22 protein-coding genes are annotated in these 23,534 nt (G+C 71.7%); 14 read left to right on the forward strand and 8 right to left on the reverse strand.

Annotated features, from left to right (window positions below; translation table 11 throughout):
* The first annotated feature begins 75 nt into the window (after positions 1–75).
* From AB0M92_RS04380 to AB0M92_RS04395, 4 genes are read left to right on the forward strand one after another with little or no spacing between them, the layout of a single operon-like run.
* Positions 76–588, forward strand: a complete 513-nt coding sequence (locus tag AB0M92_RS04380) for a hypothetical protein (RefSeq protein WP_366100570.1) — start codon at positions 76–78, stop codon at positions 586–588.
* On the forward strand, positions 585–1,706 hold the full coding sequence (locus AB0M92_RS04385) for a peptidoglycan-binding protein (protein WP_366100571.1): 1,122 nt from the start codon (positions 585–587) through the stop codon (positions 1,704–1,706). The genes AB0M92_RS04380 and AB0M92_RS04385 overlap by 4 nt, the downstream gene beginning before the upstream one ends.
* Positions 1,703–2,437, forward strand: a complete 735-nt coding sequence (locus AB0M92_RS04390) for an ABC transporter ATP-binding protein (protein WP_366100572.1) — start codon at positions 1,703–1,705, stop codon at positions 2,435–2,437. Before AB0M92_RS04385 ends, AB0M92_RS04390 begins: the two co-directional genes overlap by 4 nt.
* A complete protein-coding gene (locus AB0M92_RS04395; protein WP_366100573.1) occupies positions 2,434–3,636 on the forward strand; it encodes an ABC transporter permease in 1,203 nt (400 codons plus the stop codon). Before AB0M92_RS04390 ends, AB0M92_RS04395 begins: the two co-directional genes overlap by 4 nt.
* Before the next feature lie 665 nt (positions 3,637–4,301).
* Here the strand turns inward: AB0M92_RS04395 and AB0M92_RS04400 are convergent.
* Positions 4,302–4,754 (reverse strand): GPP34 family phosphoprotein, encoded by a 453-nt coding sequence (locus AB0M92_RS04400; protein WP_366100574.1) that lies wholly within the window; start codon positions 4,752–4,754, stop codon positions 4,302–4,304.
* Positions 4,755–5,410: 656 nt separating this feature from the next.
* On the opposite strand from AB0M92_RS04400, the gene AB0M92_RS04405 reads away from it, so the two are divergent.
* Positions 5,411–5,851: an NUDIX domain-containing protein gene (locus tag AB0M92_RS04405; protein WP_366100575.1), complete on the forward strand. Its 441-nt coding sequence runs from the start codon at positions 5,411–5,413 to the stop codon at positions 5,849–5,851.
* A 72-nt stretch (positions 5,852–5,923) separates the two neighbouring features.
* On the opposite strand, the gene AB0M92_RS04410 is transcribed toward AB0M92_RS04405, so the two are convergent.
* Complete coding sequence (locus AB0M92_RS04410) at positions 5,924–6,496, reverse strand: trypsin-like serine protease (protein WP_366100576.1); 573 nt, start codon at positions 6,494–6,496, stop codon at positions 5,924–5,926.
* Between the two features lie 393 nt (positions 6,497–6,889).
* A complete protein-coding gene (locus AB0M92_RS04415; RefSeq protein WP_366100577.1) occupies positions 6,890–8,110 on the reverse strand; it encodes an amidohydrolase family protein in 1,221 nt (406 codons plus the stop codon).
* Between the two features lie 132 nt (positions 8,111–8,242).
* Here AB0M92_RS04415 and AB0M92_RS04420 point away from each other — a divergent pair, with 132 nt between their 5' ends.
* From AB0M92_RS04420 to AB0M92_RS04435, 4 genes are all read left to right on the forward strand, one after another.
* Positions 8,243–11,455 (forward strand): BTAD domain-containing putative transcriptional regulator, encoded by a 3,213-nt coding sequence (locus AB0M92_RS04420; protein ID WP_366100578.1) that lies wholly within the window; start codon positions 8,243–8,245, stop codon positions 11,453–11,455.
* A 224-nt stretch (positions 11,456–11,679) separates the two neighbouring features.
* Positions 11,680–11,910: a hypothetical protein gene (locus tag AB0M92_RS04425; protein WP_327132499.1), complete on the forward strand. Its 231-nt coding sequence runs from the start codon at positions 11,680–11,682 to the stop codon at positions 11,908–11,910.
* Between the two features lie 310 nt (positions 11,911–12,220).
* Complete coding sequence (locus AB0M92_RS04430) at positions 12,221–12,961, forward strand: class I SAM-dependent methyltransferase (protein WP_366100579.1); 741 nt, start codon at positions 12,221–12,223, stop codon at positions 12,959–12,961.
* Between the two features lie 131 nt (positions 12,962–13,092).
* Positions 13,093–13,635: a hypothetical protein gene (locus AB0M92_RS04435; protein WP_366100580.1), complete on the forward strand. Its 543-nt coding sequence runs from the start codon at positions 13,093–13,095 to the stop codon at positions 13,633–13,635.
* Here the strand turns inward: AB0M92_RS04435 and AB0M92_RS04440 are convergent.
* Positions 13,632–15,254, reverse strand: a complete 1,623-nt coding sequence (locus tag AB0M92_RS04440; RefSeq protein WP_366100581.1) for a FadD3 family acyl-CoA ligase — start codon at positions 15,252–15,254, stop codon at positions 13,632–13,634. The two genes, AB0M92_RS04435 and AB0M92_RS04440, sit on opposite strands and share 4 nt — an antisense overlap.
* A gap of 86 nt (positions 15,255–15,340) precedes the next feature.
* Here AB0M92_RS04440 and AB0M92_RS04445 point away from each other — a divergent pair, with 86 nt between their 5' ends.
* The 4 genes from AB0M92_RS04445 to AB0M92_RS04460 all read left to right on the forward strand — a co-directional run bounded on the left by AB0M92_RS04445 (position 15,341) and on the right by AB0M92_RS04460 (position 18,366).
* A complete protein-coding gene (locus AB0M92_RS04445) occupies positions 15,341–16,492 on the forward strand; it encodes a lipid-transfer protein (RefSeq protein WP_366100582.1) in 1,152 nt (383 codons plus the stop codon).
* 4 nt (positions 16,493–16,496) lie between these two features.
* Positions 16,497–16,955 (forward strand): OB-fold domain-containing protein, encoded by a 459-nt coding sequence (locus tag AB0M92_RS04450; RefSeq protein ID WP_366100583.1) that lies wholly within the window; start codon positions 16,497–16,499, stop codon positions 16,953–16,955.
* Positions 16,952–17,728 (forward strand): enoyl-CoA hydratase/isomerase family protein, encoded by a 777-nt coding sequence (locus AB0M92_RS04455; RefSeq protein ID WP_366100584.1) that lies wholly within the window; start codon positions 16,952–16,954, stop codon positions 17,726–17,728. The genes AB0M92_RS04450 and AB0M92_RS04455 overlap by 4 nt, the downstream gene beginning before the upstream one ends.
* A 104-nt stretch (positions 17,729–17,832) precedes the next feature.
* Positions 17,833–18,366, forward strand: a complete 534-nt coding sequence (locus tag AB0M92_RS04460; RefSeq protein WP_366100585.1) for a hypothetical protein — start codon at positions 17,833–17,835, stop codon at positions 18,364–18,366.
* Positions 18,367–19,289: 923 nt separating this feature from the next.
* Here AB0M92_RS04460 and AB0M92_RS04465 read toward each other — a convergent pair.
* The 4 genes from AB0M92_RS04465 to AB0M92_RS04480 form a co-directional block, all read right to left on the reverse strand.
* Entirely contained in the window at positions 19,290–19,784 is a 495-nt protein-coding gene (locus tag AB0M92_RS04465; RefSeq protein ID WP_366100587.1) for a hypothetical protein, read from the reverse strand.
* Positions 19,785–19,920: 136 nt separating this feature from the next.
* Positions 19,921–20,376 (reverse strand): hypothetical protein, encoded by a 456-nt coding sequence (locus AB0M92_RS04470; protein WP_366100589.1) that lies wholly within the window; start codon positions 20,374–20,376, stop codon positions 19,921–19,923.
* A 109-nt stretch (positions 20,377–20,485) separates the two neighbouring features.
* The gene (locus AB0M92_RS04475) at positions 20,486–22,345 is read right to left on the reverse strand and encodes an alpha/beta hydrolase (RefSeq protein ID WP_366100590.1); all 1,860 of its coding nucleotides are present in this window, start codon (positions 22,343–22,345) and stop codon (positions 20,486–20,488) included.
* A 9-nt stretch (positions 22,346–22,354) separates the two neighbouring features.
* On the reverse strand, positions 22,355–22,801 hold the full coding sequence (locus AB0M92_RS04480) for a hypothetical protein (protein ID WP_366100591.1): 447 nt from the start codon (positions 22,799–22,801) through the stop codon (positions 22,355–22,357).
* 106 nt (positions 22,802–22,907) lie between these two features.
* Between AB0M92_RS04480 and AB0M92_RS04485 the strand changes: the two genes are divergently transcribed.
* A complete protein-coding gene (locus AB0M92_RS04485) occupies positions 22,908–23,411 on the forward strand; it encodes a hypothetical protein (RefSeq protein WP_366100592.1) in 504 nt (167 codons plus the stop codon).
* The last annotated feature ends 123 nt before the right edge of the window (positions 23,412–23,534 follow it).

The raw sequence follows: 23,534 nt of genomic DNA on the forward strand, positions 1-23,534 counted from the left end.
TTCCTCGTCATAAGCAAGATCGGAGAGGGAAGCGAAACCCGCATCGGGTGCAGGGTCCGGCGCATGAATCGATCCATGACCATGACCACGGCCGCGGCGCTCACCGGCCTGACCCTCTTCGTCACCGCCTGCACGGGTGGTGCCGGCTCGGACGGGAAGGACGGCAAGGACGGGAAGAAGGACGGCGCGTCCACGAACGCGTCGAGCGGTGGCGGCGGCAACGGGAAGGCGAGCGGCGCCGACGCCGACAAGGCGCTCAAGACGCGCAAGTGCCTGCGCGAGCACGGCATGGACGCGCCCGACCCGGAGCCCGGCCAGGACCCGCGCGGCATGACCCTGGGCTCGGGCAGCGAGGACCCGGAGGCCGTGAAGAAGGCCTTCGACGCCTGCGGGCTCCAGGCCCCGGGCAGCGGCCAGGTGTCGCAGGAGGACAAGGACAAGGCCCTGAAGTGGGCCAAGTGCATGCGGGACAACGGCGTGAACATCCCGGACCCGACCTTCAACGGGAGCGCGATGAGCGCGACCCGGATCCCCGAGGGCCAGGAGCAGGCCTTCCAGGACGCCCAGAAGAAGTGCGAAGCCGCGTGAGGCGGCGCGGCACGTGGCTGCTGGGCTCGCTGGCCGTCGTACTCGCCGTCTCGGGCGGCGGGTACGCGGTGACGGCGGCCCAGCCGCGGTCGGACTCCGACGGCTCGAAGGACCGGCGCGCGGACGGGCTGCCCCAGGCGACGGCCCCGGTCACCCGCGGGGACCTCGGCTCGGGCCTCACGGTCGAGGGCACGCTCGGCTACGCGCAGGAGCGCAAGCTGGCCGCGGGCGGGCCGGGCGTACTGACCTGGGCCGCGGGCGCGGGCACGGCGGTCGAGCGGGACGGGAGGCTGTACGAGGTCAACGGCAGGCCGGTGCGGCTCATGTACGGCAGCACGCCCGTGTACCGGCAGATGAAGACCGGGGACAAGGGCGAGGACGTCAAGCAGCTCAAGCGGAACCTCCAGGCCCTCGGGTACGGGACCGGACTCGACCCGCAGGACGGCACCTTCACGGCGGGTACGGCGACCGCGGTCAAGCGCTGGCAGAAGGCGCACAAGTCGGCGGAGACGGGCGAGGTCGGCAAGGAGGACATCGCCTTCGCGGCCGGCCCGCAGCGGGTGCAGAAGAACGACACGGCGGTCGGCGACGAACCGGCGCCGGGCAAGCCGGTGATGACGCTGACCGGGACCGAGCGGATGGTCCGCTTCCAGCTGGACGTGGCCAAGGCGGGCGCGGCGAAGACGGGCGACAAGGTGACCGTGAACCTGCCCGGCGGCGGGACGGCCACCGGGAAGATCGACTCGGTGGGGAGCACGGCGAACGCGGACGACCCGAACGGAGGCGGCCCCGGTGGGGGCGGCGGGGGCGGGGGCGGAGGCGGAGGCGGGAAGCCGAAGGTCGAGGTGAACGTGTCCTTGGACAACGCCTCCGAGATCAAGGGTCCGGACCGGTCCCCGGTCTCCGTCCGGCTCACCGGCGAGACCCGCAAGGGCGTCCTCTCCGTTCCGGTCAACGCCCTCCTCGCGCTGTCCGGCGGAGGCTTCGGCGTGCAGGTCGTCGAGGGCGGCGCGGTCCGCGACGTGCCCGTGGAGCTCGGCATGTTCGGCCAGGGCCGCGTCGAGGTCAAGGGGGACGCCCTCAAGGAGGGCATGCGGGTGGGGATCCCCAAGCCATGACGACGGACACCGTGAGTACGGCAGAACACCGGCACGCGCGCGCCGTCGTGGAGCTGGCGGGAGTCACCAAGGAGTACCCCGGCGGGGTCAAGGCGCTGCGCGGGGTGGACCTGACCGTCCTGAACGGCGAACTCCTCGCCATCGTCGGCCCGTCCGGCTCCGGCAAGTCCACCCTGCTGCACATCGTCGGCACCCTCGACCGCCCGAGCGCCGGTGGGGTCGCCATCGCCGGGCACGACATCGCGAAGCTGTCCGACCGCGCCCTGTCGGCGCTGCGCTCGCGCCATGTCGGGTTCGTCTTCCAGTCCTTCCACCTCGTGCCGGGCATCAGCGCACGGGCGAACGTCGCCGAAGGGCTGCTGTACTCGGGCCTCTCGCGGGCCGAGCGCGGCCGCCGGGCGGCGCGGGCCCTGGAGCGGGTGGGCCTCGGGGACCGGATGGAGCACCGGCCGCACGAACTGTCGGGCGGGCAGAAGCAGCGCGTGGCGATCGCCCGGGCGGTGGCCGGGGAACCGGACCTGCTGCTGGCCGACGAGCCGACGGGCGCACTGGACTCGGCGTCGGGCCGGTCGGTGATGGAGCTGCTGCACGAACTGAACGCGGAAGGGGCCACCATCGCCGTGATCACCCACGACCACGAGATCGCGGCGAGCCTGCCGCGGCAGGTGCGGATCCGGGACGGCGAGATCGTGGCGGACGTGTGGAACAGGGCAGGGGTGAACGCGCCATGAGGGCCTCGCGAAGGCTGACCCCGGCCCGGCTCGGGCCGCGCGACGTCCTGCACGTCGGCTCGGCGGGGCTGCGCTCCCGCCCGATGCGGGTGTTCCTGTCCGCGCTCGGGATCGCGATCGGCATCGCGACGATGATCGCGGTGGTCGGGGTGTCCTCGTCCAGCCAGGCCAAGCTGCTGCGGGAGCTCGACAAGCTGGGTACGAACATGCTGGTGGCGACGCCGGGCCAGTCGATGTTCTCGGGCCAGGACACGAAGCTGCCGAAGGAGGCCCCGGGCATGGTCTCCCGCATCGAGGGGGTCGAGTCGGTGGGTACGACGGGCGATGTCGCCCAGTCCGTACGGCGCTCGGAGAACATCCCCAAGGAGGAGACGGGCGGCATCGGCCTGAAGGCGGCGAAGGACGACCTGCTGGAGGTGCTGCGCGCCGGGATGCAGAAGGGCACCTGGCTGAACGGGGCCACCGGGCGCTACCCGTCGGTGGTGCTCGGCAACGTCTCGGCCGAGCGGCTGGGCATCACGGAGCCGGGGCAGCAAGTGTTCATCGGCGGCCGGTACTTCACGGTCATCGGCATCCTGGACCCGATCCCGCTGGCCCCTGAGATCGAGCGCGCGGCGCTGATCGGCTGGGAGGCGGCGGAGCAACTGCTCGGCTTCGACGGCCACCCGACGGCGGTCTACGAACGCTCGGCGGACGACCGCGTCGCGGCGGTGCGCGAGCTGATCGCCCCGACGGCCAACCCGCAGTCGCCGAGCACGGTGTCGGTGTCGGACCCGTCGGCGGCGCTCCAGGCGAAGGCGGCTACGGAGGGCGCGTTCAGCACGCTGCTCCTGGGGCTGGGCGGGATCGCCCTGCTGGTGGGCGGGGTCGGGGTGGCGAACACCATGATCATCTCGGTCCTGGAGCGCCGCCACGAGATCGGGCTGCGCCGTTCGCTGGGCGCGACCAAGGGCCAGGTGCGCATCCAGTTCGTGACGGAGTCCCTGCTCCTGTCGGGCCTGGGCGGCCTGGCCGGCATCGCCCTCGGCGCGGCGGCCACGGCGGCGTACGCCCGAGCGGGCGACCTCCCCTGGGTGGTCCCGCTCTGGGCGGTGACGGGCGGCTTCGCCTCGACGCTGGCGATAGGCACCCTGGCCGGCCTCTACCCGGCGGTCCGCGCGGCACGCCTGTCGCCGACGCTGGCACTGCAGGCGGGGTAGGGGGCGGGGCCGGGGCCGGGGGGCTTCGGAGGGGGGCGGGGCTTCGGGGGCGGGACCCATGCGCTCGGGGCCGGGAGGGTGTCCGGGGGCGTCCCGGCAGTCCACTGTCCTTCCGCGTCGGGCCGGTCCCTCAAGGGCGCTCCCTGCGGTCGCGTCGCTGCGCGATGGCCTTCGGCCACCCTTGACCGACCGCCCCGCCCCGGAAAGACAACAGACCGCCGGGAACCCCCGGAGGAACGGCCGGGAGGTTCACTGACCAGAAGCGGCCGCCTCAGGGATCCCGGACCGCGGTCCCGGCCGGCCGGCCCCGCCTCCCCGGAACACCGAGTCAGTCAGGGTCAGGACCCGGGGAGACCGGCCCACGAACACGGCCCCACCATCACCCTTCTCCGCACCACCGTGGGCCGACCCACACCGGACAGCGACCAGACGCCCATCCACCGCCCCTTCGCACCGGATCGCCACGCGCTCCTCACGGCATGGCGTCCGACGACCGTCCCGGGGGCTGGAGACGAGCGCCCACGACCACGTGTCCTACAGCCCGTCACGCGGCGGGCAGCTCGCGTGCCACTGCGCCGGGGTCCTTCAGTGGCGCACGTGGTCGTCCCGGTGCGGCGAGAGCGCGTGCCGGACGCCGCGGGGCAGGCGGGCCTTTGCGGACACCCCTACGTGACGACGGCGGCGATGGAGGCTGCGGTGGCTGCCGTCATCGCCGCCTGCATGTCGCGGATGGCGGCGCGGACGCTCTCGGCAGCCCACTGGCCTGCGGCGATCTCTGCCGTCCTCCCGACGACCTCCTTGCGCGGACTGTCGGGGAAGGCCAGACGGTGCAGCCTGGCGGAGTGGATCAGCGCGATCAGACCTGCCGTCCGGGTGTCCGGGTCAGCGCCGTCCAGCACGGCCGCACGGAGCCGCTCCCGCAGCTCGGCCTCGACCGCGCCGTCGGCCTCGGGGTAGCGGTGTACCGGAAACATCCCGAGCGCCTTGCGCTCCGTCTCCACGACCACCCCGCGCCGGCACAGGCTCTGGAGGGTGGCCGCGACGGCCTTGGACTGGTCCTTCGTCAGCCACTGGTCCACACGACCCTTGCTGCGGCTCCGCAGCCAGGTCTTCACCATGACCCCTAGCCGAGCCGCCTGCCGCCCGATGGGCTGTAGGACACGTGGTCGTGGGCGGCTCGTGTCCAGCCTCGGACGGCCGCCGGACGCCGAGACGGGAGAAGCCCGTGGCGATCCGGTGCGCAGGGGTGGCGCACGGGGATCTGGTCGCTGTCCGGTGCGGGTTGGGCCGCCGTGGCGCGGAGAAGGCTGATGGTGGCCTGCTGCCGGGGCCTGCCCCTTCCCGCGCGTCATCCCGCTCGGACTCGGTGGCCCTGGTGGGCTGGGTGCGGCTGACCGGGCGGGGAGGCCGGGATCCCTGACGCACCCGTGTGGATGACTGTCCCCCTGACCGTTCCTTCGGGGGCTTCCCGGCGGTCTGTTGTCTTTCCGGGGCGGGGCGGTCGGTCAAGGGTGGCCGAAGGCCATCGCGCAGCGACGCGACCGCAGGGAGCGCCCTTGAGGGACCGGCCCGACACGGAAGGACAGTGGACCGCCGGGAAACCCCCGGACCGCTCCCGACCCCGGGTACGCGGATCCCGTCCTCCCGCCCCGGAGGGCCCGGGGTCCCGTTCTCCCGACCCCCACGACCCGGATCCCGGTCCGCCGGGCCCGGGTCCGCAGGTCGCCGCCTCCGTGCCGACTCCTTGCGGCCCCTCTCGTCGTACGCTGATCTGATGAGAACTCCTCGGCAGGCAGCGCGGATTGTCGTCCTCTCCCCCACCGGTTCGGTGTTCCTCTTCCGGGAGAACAACATCGAGGTCGGCATCCACTGGCTGCCGCCCGGCGGCGGGATCGATCCCGGGGAGACCCCCGAGGAGTGCGTGCGGCGCGAGCTGCGCGAGGAGACCGGGTGGACCGACCTGGAGCCGCAGCGGCTGCTCTGCACCTGGGAGCACGACTTCACCCACCAGGGCATCCCCGTCCGCCAGCACGAGCACATCTACGTCACCACCGGCCCGCGCCGCGATCCCGTGCCCGAGTCCCCCGACGCGCACTGGCGCTGGCTGTCGCAGCCCGCCCTGGCCTCGCTCGGGGAGCCGCTGTGGCCACCGCGGCTCGCCGAGCTGCTGGCCGACACCCCGGCCGAGCCCGTCCACCTCGGGCTCGTGGTCTGACACCGCCCGGCGTCCGGAGCCGCCCTGACCGGGCGGGCCCGGGCCGGCCCGGGCGGGCCCGGGCCGGGCGGGTCAGTGGCCCGCCGTCGCCTGCGCGTAGAGCGTCGCCGCGTACTCGCCCAGGATCGTGCTCGTCGAAACGTCGTCCGTGTCCCCGCCGGTCAGGACCCCGATGATCTTGCCGTCCTTCGCGAGCCACGCACTGCCGCTCGTGCCGCCCGGGAAGTCCGCGCAGTCGAAGCGCTGCTCGGTCGGGGTCTCGCGGATCGCCGACGCCGTGCACGTGCGCGGGACCTTGCGGTCCGCCGGGTAGCCGGTGACGGTGATCTCCTCGCCCGAGCGGCCCGTGGTGTCCAGGGTCGCGGCGCCCGTGACGTCCTCGATGTTGCGGCCCGAGGCGTCCGGGGCGAGGCGGGCGAAGGCGAGGTCGTAGTCGTCGTCGGAGTCCTCGGACCAGCGGGTGTCCTCGAAGACCTCCTCGATCGTCCAGGCGCCGTACGGGGCGCCGCCGTTCGCGTACGCGGGTGCGAAGACGGCTCCCGCGTCGCCGTGCTTCCCGGCGAGCAGGCAGTGGCCCGCAGTGACGATCATGTTCTTGCCCGGGCTGTGCACCACGGTGGCGGTGCAGAAGTGGTCACCCTGCACGCCGCCTTCGAACAGGGCGCCGGTGAAGGCGGCGGGGCTGCCCGGCCGGGGTGCTTCCGAGGTACTCAGTTGCGGTTGCTTCGCAGCTTGCGATCGCGAAGATGCGCTCGGGGAAGGCCTCGCCGCGGCCGCCGCCTTGACGGGGGCCTCCGACCGGCCCTCCGTAGCCGGCACCACCCTCGTCATGGCTGCGGACGCGCCCAGCGCCGCCACCGCGCACAACACCCCGGTCACCACGGTCCGCTTGTCCACCGCCACCGCCCCTCCCACTTTGCTCCGGCGAAGCATGCCCTGTTGTTCGCCTTCGCCGCAAGGGGACCTCCGGCCTCCCGCCGACCAGTGCGCCGACCAGCGCGCCGACCAGTCCGCGGACGCAGCCGCGCACGCGCCCGCCTACGCGCCCGCCCACAGCCCTTCGGCCGTCAGGCCCAGCAGGTCGATGGCGTTGCCGCGCACGATGCGGTCCACCACGTCCGGCGCCAGGTGGGACATCTGGGCCTCGCCCACCTCGCGCGACTTCGGCCACGTCGAGTCCGAGTGCGGGTAGTCCGTCTCGTAGAGGACGTTCGCGACGCCGATCGAGTCCAGGTTCTTCAGGCCGAACGGGTCGTCGAAGAAGCAGCCGAAGACGTGCTCCGCGAAGAGCTCCGACGGCGGACGGTGCACCTTGTCCGCGACCCCGCCCCAGGCGCGGTTCTCCTCCCACACCACGTTCGCGCGCTCCAGGATGTACGGGATCCAGCCGATCTGGCCCTCCGCGTACATGATCCTGAGGTTCGGGAAGCGCTCGAACTTGCCGCTCATCAGCCAGTCGACCATCGAGAAGCAGCAGTTGGCGAAGGTGATGGTGGAGCCGACCGCGGGCGGGGCGTCCGCCGAGGTCGACGGCATCCTCGACGAGGAGCCGATGTGCATCGCGATGACCGTGCCGGTCTCGTCGCACGCCCGGAGGAAGGGATCCCACTCGTCGGTGTGGATCGAGGGGAGGCCCAGGTGCGGAGGTATCTCCGAGAAGGCCACCGCGCGCACGCCGCGCGCCGCGTTGCGGCGGACCTCGGCGGCGGCCAGGTGGGCGTCCCAGAGCGGGACGAGGGTGAGGGGGATCAGGCGGCCGCGCGCCTCGGGGCCGCACCACTCCTCCACCATCCAGTCGTTGTACGCCCGTACGCCGAGCAGCCCGAGCTCGCGGTCCTTGGCCTCGGTGAAGGTCTGGCCGCAGAAGCGGGGGAAGGTCGGGAAGCAGAGCGCCGACTGGACGTGGTTGACGTCCATGTCCGCGAGGCGCTCGGGAACCGAGAAGGAGCCCGGGCGCATCTGCTCGTAGGTGATGACTTCGAGCTTGATCTCGTCGCGGTCGTAGCCGACGGCGGTGTCGAGGCGGGTGAGGGGTCGGTGCAGGTCCTCGTACACCCACCAGTCGCCGATCGGACCGTCGTCGCCCTTGGCCCCCATGACGGGCGCGAACTTGCCGCCGAGGAAGGTCATTTCCTTGAGGGGGGCGCGGACGATCCGGGGGCCGGTGTCCTGGTATTTGGACGGGAGCCGGTCCCGCCAGACGTGGGGAGGTTCAACCGTGTGGTCGTCCACCGAGATGATCTTCGGGAAGGTCTCCATGCGGACTACGGTAGCGCCGATCTGACGAACCGTCAGCTAGTTGGGGAGTGATCGGTCCGACACGGGCTGACGGGTGGGCGCAAGACAGGGCAGACTGGCCCTTACACCGACGGAAGGCAGGGGGGACGACAGATGGACGGCATACCGGCCATCCCGCACCAGCGGAACCGCCCCGAGGCAGCCCGGCGCCACTCCGCTGCCGCGCCGGACGCCAAGACCGGGGCCCGGCCCGACTCCACGCCCGCCCGCACCACACCCGCTCACGCCACGGAAGCCCCCGCCGTCGACGCCACCGACGCCCGAGCCACGCCCGCCCGCGCCGCGACCGCCCACACCACGGACGCCCCGGCCGACGCGCCCGCCCGAAGCTCCACGCCCGCCGCGCACGCCACCCCCGCCGACGACGCCGCTCCCGCCGCCCCCGCACCCGCGCCCGCACCCGACTCCTGCCGCTTCGCCGTCCTCGGCCCCATCCGCGCCTGGCGCGGCGGCGAGGTGCTGCCCTCCGGGACCCCCCAGCAGCGCGCCCTGCTCGCCGCGCTCCTGCTGCGCGGCGGCCGTACCGCGACCGCGCCCGAGCTGATCGACGCCATCTGGGGCGAGGACCCGCCGCAGCAGGCCCTCGCCACGATCCGTACGTACGCCTCCCGCCTGCGCAAGGTCCTCGCGCCCGGCATGCTCGTCACCGAGTCCGGCGGCTACGCCATCCACACCCCCGCCGACGCCCTCGACCTCGGCGTCGCCCGCGGCCTCGCCGCCGAAGCCGAGCAGGCCCGCGGCGTCGGCAACCGCGCCCTCGCCCGCACGCTGCTCCACCGGGTCCTCGACCTGTGGGACGGAGAACCGCTCGCCGGGGTCCCCGGCCCGCACGCCGACACCGAGCGCACGCGCCTGCAGGAATGGCGCCTCCAGCTGCTGGAGACCCGCCTCGACCTCGACCTGGAGGTCGGCCACCACGCCGAGGCCGTCTCCGAGCTCACCGCCCTCACCGCCGCCCACCCGCTGCGCGAACGGCTGCGCGAGCTCCTCATGCTCGCCCTGTACCGCAGCGGCCGGCAGGCCGAGGCCCTCGCCGTGTACGCCGACACCCGCCGGCTGCTCGCCGACGAACTCGGCGTGGACCCCCGACCCGAACTCGCCGCGCTCCAACAGCGCATCCTGCGCGCGGACGCCGAACTCGCCTGCGCCGAAGACCCGGCCCCGGCCGCCGCGCCCGCACTCGTAAGGCCTGCCCAATTGCCCGCCACCGTCGCCGACTTCACCGGCCGCGCCACCTTCGTCAACGAGCTCGGCGAGATCCTGTCCGGCGTCGGGGGCCAGGTCATGGCGGTCTCCGCACTCGCCGGCATCGGCGGGGTCGGCAAGACCACCCTCGCCGTACACGTCGCGCACGCCGCCCGCCCCCACTTCCCCGACGGGCAGCTCTACGTCGACCTCCAGGGCACCGAACCGCGCCCCGCCGAGCCCGTCGCCGTCCTCGGCTCCTTCCTGCGCGCCCTCGGCACCCCCGACACGGCCATCCCGGACAGCCCCGCCGAGCGGGCCGCGCTCTACCGCTCCATCCTCGACGGGCGCCGCATCCTGGTCCTGCTCGACAACGCCCGCGACGCCGCCCAGGTCCGCCCGCTGCTGCCGGGCACCGCGGGCTGCGCCGCGCTCGTCACCAGCCGGGTCCGCATGGCGGGCCTCGCCGGGGCCCATCTCGTCGACCTCGACGTGATGAGCCCCGAGGAGGCCCTCCAGCTGTTCACCCGGATCGTGGGCGCGGAACGCGTCGGCGCCGAACGCCAGGCCGCCCTCGACGTGGTCGGCGCCTGCGGGTTCCTGCCGCTCGCCATCCGGATCGCCGCCTCCCGGCTCGCCGCCCGCCGCACCTGGACCGTGTCCGTCCTCGCCGCGAAGCTCGCCGACGAGCGCCGCCGCCTCGACGAGCTCCAGGCCGGCGACCTGGCCGTCAAGGCCACCTTCGAGCTCGGCTACGGGCAGCTGGAGCCCGAGCAGCAGCGCGCGTTCCGCCTCCTCGGCCTCGCCGACGGGCCCGACATCTCGCTGGCCGCCGCGGCCGCGGTGCTCGACCTGCCCGAGTACGACACCGAGGACCTCCTCGAAGCCCTGGTGGACTGCTCCCTCCTCGAATCGGCCGCGCCCGGCCGCTACCGCTTCCACGACCTCGTACGCCTCTACGCGCGTGCGTGCGCCGAGCGTGACGAGCAGCCGCCCAGCAGCCGGGACGCCGCCCTGGACCGGCTGCTGGACTTCTACCTCGCCACCGCCTCCGCCGTGTACGCGATGGAGCGCCCCGGCGACCGGCTGCCCGCCCACCTGTCCGCGACCCACTACCCCGGCCTGCGCTTCGCCGAGCCGCGCGCCGCCCTCGACTGGCTGTACGCCGAGGCGGACCCGCTGCTGGCCTGCGTGCGGCAGGCCTCCGTACGCCGCGACGGGCGGTCGGACGTACTGCGCCGGGCCGTCGACCTGCTGTGGGCGGCGAAGGACCTCGCCGAGTCGGGGGCCAACTCCAAGCAGTACGAGTCCGCCGCCGTGGCCCTGCGCGACGCCGCGCACGCCGCGAAGGACCCGCAGGCGGAGGGCCGGGCACGGACCACCCTGACCAACGTCCACCTGGTCGCGGGCCGCTTCGGCGAGGCCGACGAGGAGGCCCGCCAGGCGATGGACCTCGCGCGGGAGGCCGGCGATCCGCTGCCCAGCTGCTGGGCGCCCAACGACCGCGGGATCATCGCCCTCTACCAGGGCCGGCACGCCGACGGCGAGCGGTACCTGCTGGAGGCCATCGAGAACTTCCGCGCCGACGGCAACCACATCGGCGAGGCCAGCGCGCTGTGCAACCTCTCCCGGATCCACGTCGAGCTGGGCCGGCTGACCAGCGCCATCGACCTCGCCGAGCAGGGCATCGCCATATACGACCGGATGGGGCTGACCCTGCGCCTGGCCAACGGCCGGTACGCGCTGGGCATCGCCCTCACCGAGGCCGGGCGGCTCGGTGAGGCGCAGACGCAGCTGACCGAGGCGCTCTCGCTGTTCCACGACAACCGGCAGCCCTTGTGGGAGGGCGTGACGCACTTCCGGCTCGCCGTGGCCCATCTGGCCGCGCACCGGCCCACGCTGGCCGCCGCGCACGCCGAGCAGGCGATCGCGCTGCGCGGGATCGGCGGGGAGTGGCGGCGGGCGACGGTCCTGACGGTGCTGGGCAAGGCGCTGCGCAGGCTGGGGCAGCGGGACCGGGCGCGAGTGTGCTGGCGGGACGCGGAGGTCGTCTTCAAGCAGCTGAAGTCGACGGAACTCGCCGAGGTGCAGGCCCTGTTGGCGGCCGAGATCGCGGCCTGAGCCCTCCGGCCCGGCCGAGCTGCGGCGATCGGCGCCCGGGCGGCGCCCGGGCGGCCGCTGATCGTCTGATGAACGAGGCATTCATCGTTCGTTTATCGCCGCCCGGCACGATAGAGACATCGACTCACCGCGTCGGGGGGCGTGGGAGTCGGCTGGAGGACCACCCGTTCGGCGGTCCGCGGGGGAATCGCCGAACGGGCCCGACCCATCCATCAGGAGAACCGATGACGACGAACGAGAACATCCTGCCGAACGACGGTGACATGAAGCCGATGGACAACCACGCGTCCGGCATCGAGATCAAGCCGCTCGACGACAGCCTGGCACCGGGCGTCGACATCACGCCGATGGACAACCACGCCTCCGGCATCGAGATCAAGCCGCTGGAGAAGAAGCCGGCTTCGGCCGAGGACATCGTGGCGATGGACAACCACGCCTCGGGACCGCGGCCGTAGGACGTCCCACGGGGGGGGATCACGGGGGACGGGGGGCCGGTCCCACGGGGGATACGGGGGACCGGGATCAACGGGGGGACCACGGCGGGCTTCGGGGGAACCCGCCGTGGTCGACGGGGGAGCACGAGCCGGTGGGGTCACGGGGGAACCGCCGGTGAGCAAGGCAACGGGGGAGCGCACAAGGACGGAGGCCGCGGTGGCCCGGAGGGGGAGCCACCGCGGCCTCCGTCGCATGCCCGTATCCGGATCGGGCTGCGGTGAGGCCGACGGAAGGACCCGGCGCCGTCCTCCGCTCACTAGGCTGGGGCCCGTGTTCACCTCACAGGGACCCACCGTCCGCGAGCTCGCCGTGCAGGCCCTCTCGTCCGTCGAGCGCGGGTACGACCTGCTCTCCCCCAAGTTCGACCAGACCCCGTTCCGCACCCCCGACCGCATGCTCGACGCCGTCGAGGAGACGCTCGCCCAGCGGGAGGGCTCCTTCGGGGCGGGGCTCGACGTGTGCTGCGGGACCGGAGCCGGGCTCGGGATGCTGCGGCGGCTGTGCCGGGACCGGGTGACCGGGGTGGACCTGAGTGCGGGCATGCTGGCGCAGGCCCGGCGGGCGCACCCCGACGAGCGCGTCGACCTCGTACGGGCCGACGCGCGGGCGCTGCCGCCCGGGCTGGCGCACTCGTACGACCTGGCCGTCAGCTTCGGGGCCTTCGGCCACTTCCTCCCGGCCGAACGGCCCGCCCTCTTCTCCGGCGTCCACACCGCGCTGCGCCCGGGCGGCCTCTTCGCGTTCCCGATCGGGGCGCCGATCGCGCCGGCCTCCCCCGTGTGGTGGGCGGTGGCGGGCTTCGACGCGGCGATGCGGGTGCGCAACGCCGTGTGGCGGCCGCCGTTCGTCATGTACTACCGGACGTTCTCGCTGGGCGGCGTGCGGGCCGACCTGCGCGCGGCCGGCTTCACGGTGGAGACGGTCCCCTTGGAGCACTTCGGCCGCCGCGACGACGGAACCCCGCGCTGGCGCCTGCTCCTGGCCCGCAAGCCGGGCCCGGGACCCGCGTAGTCCGTCCCGTAGGGCGCCGCCCCGGACGACATGTCCGGGGCGGCGCCCTACGATGGAAACGGTGCACCGCAGACGTGTCCCGGCTCCGTCCGGGGCTACTACGGCACGCAACAGAGGAAGGTGCAGGGCTTATGCGCCGACGCACCCGACATGCCTGGCTGATCCCGGTCGCCGCAGCCGTCGCGCTGGGCGCGGCCGCCCCCGCACTCGCCGCGTCCGCCACCGCGGCGCCGGTGGCCGTGGCCGCCGGTACGTGCACGGTCAGTCCGATGGCCAACGGGAAGTACTACGTACAGGGCAAGGGCTTCAGCGGCGTCATCAGCATCTCCAACGGGAAGGCCGCGTTCACCGTGACGGCCGACAAGCCGTACGGCACGTTCTCCGTCAGGAACACCAAGAGCTCCACGTACACGGTCACGCCCGTGGCCGGCGGGCCGACGGTGACCTGCACGGCGTCCGCGACCGCCCAGCCCACGCCCAAGGAGACCAGGAAGCAGTACGAGCAGGGGTACCAAGCCGGGTACACGGCGGGACGGGCGGCCGGCTGCGCCCGGACCACACCGCCGGCCGGCTCCTCCGAGTACTTCACCAAGGGCTATCAGGACGGTTCCAGCGCCGCCCGGGAGCGGTCCGACCCGCCCTGCCCGCCGGCCGGAGCACCGGCCGCGCCCTAGACCCGGGCCCGGAGGCGCAGTTCGCGCTTGAGGACCTTTCCGCTCGCGTTGCGCGGGAGTTCGGTGACGAACTCGACCTCGCGCGGGACCTTGTAGTTGGCCATCTCCCGGCGTGACCAGGCGATCAGGTCGTCGGCGGTGAGGGTGGAGCCGGGGCGGCGGACCGCGTACGCCTTGCCGACCTCCCCCAGACGCGGGTCGAAGACGCCGACCACGGCCACGTCGGCGATGTCCGGGTGCAGGCCGAGGAGTTGCTCTATCTCGGCGGGGTAGGCGTTGAACCCGCCGACGATGAACATGTCCTTGATCCGGTCGGTGATGCGCAGGTTGCCCGCGGCGTCGAGGACCCCGACGTCGCCGGTGCGCAGCCAGCCGTCGGAGGTGACGGCCCCGGCCGTCTCGGCCGGGTCCTCGAAGTAGCCCTGCATGACGTGGTGGCCGCGTACCCACACCTCGCCCGCGGTGCCCGCGGGCTGGGCCCTGCCCTGCCGGTCGGCGACGACCTTCACCTCAGTGTCCGGGATGGCCCGCCCGGAGGTGGAGGCGATGACCTCGGCCGGGTCCCCGCGGCGGCACATGGTGACGATGCCGCTGGCCTCGGAGAGCCCGTACGCGGTGAGGACCGTGGCGATGTGCAGTTCGCCGCGGAGCCGTTCGACGAGCTGGAGCGGGACGACGGCGGCGCCGGTGACGACCAGCCGCAGCGCCGACAGGTCGTGGTGGTCGCGCTGGGGGTGGTCGAGGAGGGACTGGTGGAGGGTGGGCGGTCCGGGGAGTACGGAGATCCGCTCGGCGGCGATGTTGGCCAGGACGGTGTCCACGTTGAAGACGGGCTGCGGGACCATCGTGGCACCGCGCATCAGGCAGGCGATGATGCCGGCCTTGTAGCCGAAGGTGTGGAAGAAGGGGTTCACGATCAGGTAGCGGTCACCCTCGCGCAGCCCGGCGAGCTCGCTCCAGACGTCGTAGCAGCGCAGCGACTGGGCGTGGGTGATGACGGCGCCCTTGGGGCTTCCGGTGGTGCCGGAGGTGAAGATGATGTCCGAGGGGGCTTCGGGGCGGATCGACTCGGCGCGCTCGCGCACGGTCTCGGCGCAGACCCCGTCCCCGCCGGCCAGGAACTCCTTCCAGGTGCTGAAGTCCTGCGGGGCGTCCTCGGCGAGCACGACGACCTGATCGAGGTGCGGCAGCCCGGGCAGCGGGCCGTGGCCCTCCCCCTCGGCGGCGGCCCGGCGCAGGGAGGCGACGTACGAGGTGCCGAGGAAGGTGCCGGTGACGAAAAGGAGTCTGGCCCGGCTGCGCCGCAGGACGTACGCGGCCTCGGAGCCTTTGAAACGGGTGTTGAGGGGGACGAGGACGGCGCCCGCCGAGACCGCGCCGAGCGCGGAGACGATCCACTCCAGGGTGTTGGGTGCCCAGAGGGCGACGCGGTCCCCCGGCTCGATCCCGGCGGCGATGGCGGCGGCGGCAGCCCGCTCGACGCGCTCGCCGAGCTGCGCGTAGCCGATGCGGACGCGCCCGTCGACGACGGCCTCGCGGTCGGCGTACTCCGCGGCCGCCGCGCGCACCAGTCCCGCGATGGAGCCCCAGCGCAGATCCCCCCGCACGTCTTCGGTCATCGCACACCCCTCCCAGTAGCTGACTATCCGTCAGATTAGCTGTAGCCTTCGCGGCTGTCAGTACTGGTGCAGCCCCGGAGGTGGCGATGGCGGCAACACTCAAGGACGCTACGGCGATAGTCGGGATCGGCCAGACCGCCTTTGCCAAAAGGCTCCCCGAGTCGGAGAAGGAGCTGGCGTGCCGCGCCATCCTGGCCGCTCTCGCGGACGCCGGAATAGCGCCCTCCGAAGTCGACGCCTTCTCCTCGTACACGATGGAGGAGACCGACGAGGTCGAGGTGGCCAAGGCCATCGGCGCCGGAGACGTCACCTTCTTCTCCAAGATCGGCTACGGCGGCGGCGGTTCCTGCGCCACCGTCGGCCACCTCGCGGCCGCCGTCGCCACCGGGCAGGCGAGCGTGGGCGTCGCCTGGCGCTCGCGCAAACGCGGCTCCGGCCCGCGCCCCTGGAAGAACACCGCCGTCCAGCTGCCCACCCCCGGCCAGTGGACCCGCCCCTTCGGGCTGCTGCGCCCCGCCGACGAGATCGGCATGCTGGCCCGGCGCTACATGCACGAGTACGGCGCCACCCGCGATCACCTCTTCAACGTCGCGATGGCCTGCCGCAACCGCGCCAACGAGAATCCGGCCGCGATGATGTACGAGCGCCCGCTGACCCGCGAGATGTACATGACCTCGCGCATGATCAGCGACCCCCTCTGCCTCTTCGACAACTGCCTGGAGACGGACGGGGCGCTGGCCTGCGTGATCGTGAGCGCCGAGCGCGCCCGCGACTGCCGCCGGAAGCCCGTGTACGTCCACTCCGTCGCCCAGGGCCTGCCCGCCCAGCACCACGGCATGGTCAACTACTGGAACGACGACCCGCTGTCAGGGCCCGCCTGGACCGCCGCCCGGCACTTGTGGAAGCAGGCCGACTTCGGGCCCCAGGACGTGGACGTGGCCCAGATCTACGACGCGTTCACCCCGCTCATCCCGCTGTCCCTGGAGGGCTACGGCTTCTGCGGGCGCGGCGAGGGCGCCGCGTTCACCGAGGGCGGGGCCCTGGAGATGGGCGGCCGGCTCCCGATCAACACCGGGGGCGGCGGGCTGTCCGAGGCCTACGTCCACGGCTTCAACCTGATCAACGAGGGCGTCAAACAGCTCCGGGGCACCTCGACCGCCCAGGTGCCGGACGCCGCGACCTGCCTGGTGACGGCGGGCGAGGGTGTCCCGACGTCCGCGATCCTGCTGAGGAGCTGACCCGATGACGACCACCACCTCCCCCGCCGTGGACGAACTGCTGCTGCCCGTCCCCGACGAGGACGGCGCCCCCTTCTGGGAGTACGCCGCCCGGGGCGAACTCCGCGTCCAGGCCTGCACCTCATGCGGCCGGCTCCGCTTCCCGCCGCGCCCCTGCTGCCCGCACTGCCAGTCGTTCGACTCCGAGTGGCGCCCGATGAGCGGCCGGGGCCGGATCTGGTCGTACGTACAGCCGCATCCGCCCCTGCTGCCGGCGTACGCCGCGCAGGCCCCGTACAACGTGATCCTCGTGGAGCTCACCGACGCCCCGCACATCCGCCTCGCCGGGAACCTGGTCACCTCGGCCGACGCCCCGCTGAACTCGGTGGATCCTGCGCGCCTGCGCATCGGCGCCCGCGTACAGGTGGTGTTCACGCGAATCGGCGGGGTGGCGGTGCCGCGCTGGGTACTGGAGAAGTCGTGACGGTACGGGTCGAGCGCGACAAGGCGAGCGGGGTCGCGGTCGTCACCCTGGACCGGGAGCACAGGCACAACGCGATCGATCTGGCAACGGCCGCGGAACTCGCCTCGGTGTGGCGGGAGTTCCGGTTCGCGGACGACGTACGGGCGGTCGTGCTGACCGGCGCCGGGCGGGCGGCGTTCTGCACGGGCATCGACCGCGGGGTGGAGGTGCCCCAGCCGTCCTCTCCGTACTCGGTGGACGACCCGCTGGTGACCATCGGGCCGAAGGCGAACGACCTGTGGAAGCCGGTGATCGCCGCCGTCAACGGCATGGCCTGCGGCGGGGCGTTCTACCTGCTGGGCGAGTCGGAGTTCATCGTCTCCTCCCGGGCGGCGACGTACTTCGACCCGCACACGACGTACGGGATGGTCAGCGCCTACGAGGCCGTCTACATGGCGCAGCGGATGCCCTTCGGGGAAGCCGCCCGGATGTCCCTGATGGGGACGGCGGAACGGCTCTCCGCGCGGCGGGCGTACGAGATCGGCCTGGTCTCGGAGCTGGCCGAGCCCGACGAGCTGCTCGCGGCGGCGCTGCGAGCGGCCGGGACGCTGGCCGACTGCCCGACCGGGGCCGTGCAGGGCACCGTGCGGGCCCTGTGGTCGGCGAAGCAGGCGGCGCTGCACCAGGCACTGGCGCAGGCCCCGGCGCTGATCTCGCTGGGGAACCTGGCGCCGGAGCGGCAGGCGGACCTGTTCGCGGGGCGCCGGGCGGCGCCGGAACCGAGGATCCGCTAGGCCTTTACCGACCTAGAGGGAGCAACGGGGCTAAACAAGATCATCCGCATCGGAGGACTCTGCCGCCCCGCCTCCCAACTGCCGGGTAGTTACTGCTGCTGCTGTTGCTGCTGCTGCTGTTGCTGCTGTTGTTGTTGTTGCTGCTGCTGTTGCTGTTGCTGCTGCTGCTGTTGCTGCTGTTGCTGTTGCTGTTGCTGTTGCTGTTGCTGTTGCTGCTGTTGTTGCTGCTGCTGCTGCTGCTGCTGTTGCTGCTGCTGCTGTTGTTGCTGCTGCTGCTGCGGGTTCTGCTGCTGCTGCTGCTGCTGCTGCTGCTGCTGCTGCTGCTGTTGCTGTTGCTGTTGCTGTTGCTGTTGCTGTTGCTGCTGTTGCTGCTGCTGCTGCTGCTGTTGCTGTTGCTGCTGTTGCTGCTGCTGCGGGTTCTGCTGCTGCTGCTGTTGCTGTTGCTGTTGTTGCTGCTGCTGTTGCTGCTGTTGCTGCTGCTGCTGGTTAACTTGATTGATGATTTGGATCAGGATCGGTTGCGCGATACCGAGGCGCTTCCCTGCGGCTTCGGTCGCTGCTCTGGCCTCTGCCTTCACCACCTGCGGCGGGGCGCCTCTCTGTATCGCCGCTTGTGCCGCAGTCGTACCTGCCTTTAGCGCAACGGCTGCCTTTGCCGAGGCCGCTGCCGGGCCGACGCAAACCACAGGGCCAACGGAGAAGGGACCCTGACCCGTAACGGTGACCGGTCCGATGCGACCGGCAGAAGTGGAATTCACGGTCTTTCCGCCAGGCGAGACGGTGAACGTCTTGCCCGCAGCGAAATTCTCTCCCGTCAGAGCGGTTCCGCTCACTCGACACTTCGGGCTGGGAGCGGCGGAAGCCGAGGAGACGGCGGCTCCAGACATTCCGCCTCCTAGCGCGACTATCACGGCGACGCTCAATACGACCTTGCCTTTCACGGACTTCTCCTCTCGACACTGCGCCATCACAGCCCGCTCTCGGCTGGAGCTCGTCTGGCCTGAGTCTCAGGGCCCGGGTATCTTCGCCGGCAACTTCCGTGCCGCAGCGCCAGGTTCAAGTGACACTCAGCCTGCTCCCCCGGCGCTCGGGTCGCCTTGCCCGACACCTGAAGAGCGGCTGTTGGTGTTGCGCGGCAAGTTGACGGGCCTTCGAAAGCGGGATTTCCCAGTGCGCCCGGTACGTCGCGCCTTCGCGGCGATGGCACCTTCTTCTCTGTCTGTTGCCTGGAGGCGGTGTGGCGCTGTCCGGCTCTGATGGCTGCACGTCCGCCGATGACCGCCACGACCAGCAAGGCCCCAGGGCGACACCGTCTCAAGCCAGCTGGAGGGCAGTACATGCCTCTCTTCCACCATGCCCGCCATCCCGTTGAATCGCATCCCGAGCGCCAGGGTGCCGGGGATGGCGGTCGGCCGGTGCACGGCTTCGGCCAAGCCGGGCTCGTGGGTGCTTCCGCGGAGTACCGACCACCAGGATCCACCTGCACGGCCCGCCTGGCCGGCCCGGCCGGCGAGAGTGCGTGCCGGGCGGCGCGGGACAGGCGGGACCTTTCGGACAGCCCCTAGTTGATGGTGCCGACGACGCAGCTGCTGACGTCGGCCGCCTTGTCCTTCCGGCTCATGTCGGCGGTGACCGTGCGGGTCTCGCGGGCCCCCAGCGAGACCCGGACGGTGGTCCGGTCCACGACGCCGTTCGCGCCCTGGAAGACGACCGGGACGTCGACGAGGCGCGCGGTGTCGACGACGGAGGTCACTTTGAGGACGGATGCCGGATTGCCGGGTCCGGCGCAGGTGACGACCGAGGCGCGTGCGGGTGCACCGGCGCTCTTGGTGGGCGAGGGACTCGACTTCCCGCTGCCGCTGCTGCCACTGCTGCTGCCGCTGCTGCTGTTGTTGCTGTTGCTGTTGTAGCTGCTCCGCTTCTTGGAACTGGAGCAGCCGCCACCGCTGCCGCTGCTCTTCGAGCCGTGCCCGTGACCGCTCGACGAAAATCCGGTGAGCGCGAACACGACGGCGACCAGCACTGCGGTGAACCTGATCCGACGTCCAGCCACCATGACCGATTCCCTCCCCTGGACAACGGCGGGCCACGCTATCACCGCCCCTCCCCTTCGCAACTGCCACGGCACCGGCGTACCGCGGCGAAGCATCGGGAGGTGATCCCGGGGGCCCGGGGGCCCCTGGGGTCCCGGATCAGTACTCGCCGTCGAGCGCGGAGGAGGAGGCGGCGCGGAAGCAGGCGGACACGACGCTGAAGAGGATCAGCGAGTCCCCGGTGGCCGATTTCCTCTCGCCGGTGACGTGCACGGCGAACTGCTCGGCCTTGTTCTCGGCGTAGATCTCGGGGTCCTGCGCCTGACTGTTGGCCTTGCCGTCCTTGGTGATCTTCCAGCCGTTCTCACCGAGAGCCTTGCGCAAGTTCTGCATGCCCTCATCGACCTGGGCGTCGGAGATCTCGTACACCGACCACGGATGGTCCGTGGAGAACAGGTCGTCCCCGTATTCCCGGCAGCGCGTGACGCTCGGCCCGGGCTCGGTCACCTTGCCCTTGATCCCGGTCATCTCCAGCAGCCGGCTGGAGATCTGCTTCGTCTTCGTGCGCGCAGGATCCGGATCCATCCTGACGGGCGTGTAACTCAGTTCTTTCACGTTGGAGCACCCCACGGACAACAGGGAAAGCGAGCCGGCGAGAACGACGGCGAGAGCCGTGGCCCGCAACGGTATGGACTTCGTGCGATCAGCCGTTGACTTCCTCATGTCAGTCAAGGACCACCTTGTCGTAACGACCGGCAACCACTCTCGCCTGGTTTTCAAGACTGAAGGAGTCCTTTCTCCAGTAGTCGGTGTGGCTGTCCGCGTCGTTGTCCATGATATGGGCTCCGAAATCCTCGTCGGAAGGCACGTTCTGCCCCCAGACCGACCCGAACGGCAATATTTCCTTCCAGAACGGCGTACCGCCGCCGAGCCCTGCGAACTTACCGCCCGCCGGCACCTGGTCCTTGGTGAACGACGCCGCCTCCGACCACACGTGGCCCTCTTCGACGTCCAAGTCCTTGGCGTGGCCGACCAGCATGCCGGGACTGCCCGCCACGAGAATGTCGTCCGCCCGCAGGTCGCCCGCATTGGAGGCCGCGCCGATGACGGTGCTGCCGTAGCTGTGCCCGATGAGCGTGGTGTGGCTCCCGCCGTCGCCGCCCTGGATGTGCTCAAGACCCGCCATGAAGTGGTTCAGGTCGGGTGCCGCATCATGGGCGTAGCCCTTGGTCATCGCCTCGGGAACGATGCTCTGCGGGGCGTCGTATCCGATCCAGGTAATGGTGGACACGTTCTGGCCGGGCACTTGGGCGTGGGTCTTCTTCCACAGCTCGCCCATGTGACCGATGTAGTCGTCGCTCTTCTCGATGGCGGTGAAAGTACCGGGGACGAACACGGCCGTATGGTCGGCCGTTTCCGGGTTGCCGTTCGCGACGATGGCCCGCCCTCCGCCCTTGGTGTCGAATCCGAGGAGGTAGGCCTCCGGCAGGCCTTCCTTGCCCGTTGCGTCGAAGCGGGCCTGGATGGCGTTCATGCCGTCGAGGTTCCTCTTCAGGAATTCCTCGTCCTTGGCGTACTTGTCGTGCCACTCACGCCACTCGTCGGTCTCTTCGCGCGTCCAGGCGCGCCCGTGCTGGACGTAGTGGTACCTGGACTTGGGTTCCTTGGGGATCGCGTCGTACCTGATCTGGAACTCGGCCTTCTTCTCCGCCAGTACGGTGCGATTGGCCTCGTCCCGGACCACGGAGGGCAGCCCGTCCAGTGCGCCCACATCGGCCGCGTTCAGGGAGAGGTACGCCGACTGCTCGTCCGCGGACAGCCCCTTCCACCAGTCCGCGTTCGCCTTCGGGTCATCGCCCTTCGGCGGAGGTTTGATGTGGTCCAGGTAGTCCTTGGCTCCGGCACGGACGTCGGCGGTGTCGCTCTGGACGTCCGCCCAGTCGCCGTCGGAGACGACGAGGTCGTCGTCCGCCTTGAGTTTGCGCAGCTTGGGCGCCCACATCGTGTCGGCTTCGGTCGCCTCGGCGACCGCCTGCGCGATGCGGTTGGCGATCGCCACCGCCTTCCCGAAGTTCGGGTTGGGGTGGATGTTCGCCGCCTGGCGCTCCAGCGCGGCGGACAGGTCGTTGGCGTCCCGTGTCGGGTCGATGACCGTTCCCGCGGGCTTGCCCTTGGCACTGCCGGTGACCGTTCCGCCCTCGGGAAGCTTGCCGTCCTTCTCCTCACCGCCGGGCGGAAAGGTCACCGAACCGTCCGCGCCCACCGTGAGCTTCTGGTGCGCCGCGTCCTCCAGGGCATCGTCCAGCTTCTTCTTCGCGTCCGTCATCGCGGCCGCGAACGCCTTGAGGGACGTGGCCGCGAGACCGCATTCCACCTGCACGTAGTGGAAGTTCTTCGCCAGATCTCGAAGCGATCCCAGCGCGGCGTCCACGGCCACACCGTGGAGGCCTGCCTGCAGGCGGGCCGATATCTGTCCCTCGGTGTCGCCGTGGGCGTGGTCGGCCATGTCACTGGCCGCCTTGTAGCCGTCAGCCGCCTCGGTGAACTCGGACGGCTTGAGGGCCTTGAGCGCTGCGTAGTCCATGGGTCAGACTCACCGACCCCCGTCGCTGCCGCCGGTGGCGGGGGTGTCCTTGTAGTTGCCGTCGATCTGGTGGAAGCCGCCCCTGATTGCCTCGTCGTTCTCGTACTGGCCCTGACCGGCCTTCTCCAGGGGCCCCCGGAGGGCAGTGCACTTGCCCGACAGGTTCTCCAGGTACGTCTTCCAGGACTGGTACAGCTCCGCTTGGGCCGTCGCGCTCTCCACGCCGGTCATGGCCGCGCCCTTCTGGCCCGCCTCCAACGCGCCCACGCCGGTCTTGATGCTCGTCGAGAGACCGCCGAGGTCCTTGCTGGCCCTGTTCCAGACCGCCTGGTCGGACTTCAGGTCGCCGTTGCCCCCGCCCCCGCCGCCGTCGGCGGGTGCGGCGCTCGCGAGGCGCATGTCCGCCCCGGCCGCCGCCTGCTGTTTGAGTCCAGCCCACTCCGTGTCGAACGTCACCACGCCGAATCGGCCCCCGTCTTCGCTTTGATCAGATCGAGGAATCATCCTATGAACACATTCGCAAAGCGAAGATCCAGCCCAACGGCGTGAGGAGGCAACGGCGATGGGCCGTCTCTGGGACAAGTGGATGGGGACCCGCCACCCCGAGGGCGGTGGCGCGGCCGTTCCCACCCAGGAGCTGCGCCATGCGCTGCTCGCGCTGAACGGCACCGGCGTCCCGTTCACCGTCCGCGAATCCTCGGGATCCGATCTGGTGGCGCAGTGGCAGGTGAGGGAGCCCGCCCGGGGCTCTGGCCGCACCCGTACGCAGGTGCAGCGGACCTTCAAGATCTGGCTGCGCTTCGTCCCGGCGGAACGCGAGGTGCGGGCCGTGGACGAACAGTGGGCGGTGACACTGGCCGGCCCGCCGCCCGGCCGTCAGATCCGGCGCGAGCGCGGCCGGGGGCCCATCCGCAGCGTCCACAAGGAGTGGACGCTGGAGCGCGGGCCCGACGGGCGCCGCCGCAGGGTCGAGACGTTCAGCCTGGACACCCGGGACATGAAGGACCCCCTGCGCGAGGCGGTCGTCGAGTCCGGCTGGACCTGGCGCGGCTGCCTCAGGCACTGACCCTTCGACGGGTGACCTCCTGCACCGCCCGGTGAACGGGTGACCTCCTGCACCGCCCGGTGAAACGGCGGCGGCCCCGTCCCACGTGCGGGGGCGGGGCCGACCAGCCGGTGCGGCGGGTGG

The sequence above is a fragment of the Streptomyces sp. NPDC051582 genome, from assembly GCF_040681715.1.
In the GTDB taxonomy this organism is placed as follows: Bacteria; Actinomycetota; Actinomycetes; order Streptomycetales; family Streptomycetaceae; genus Streptomyces.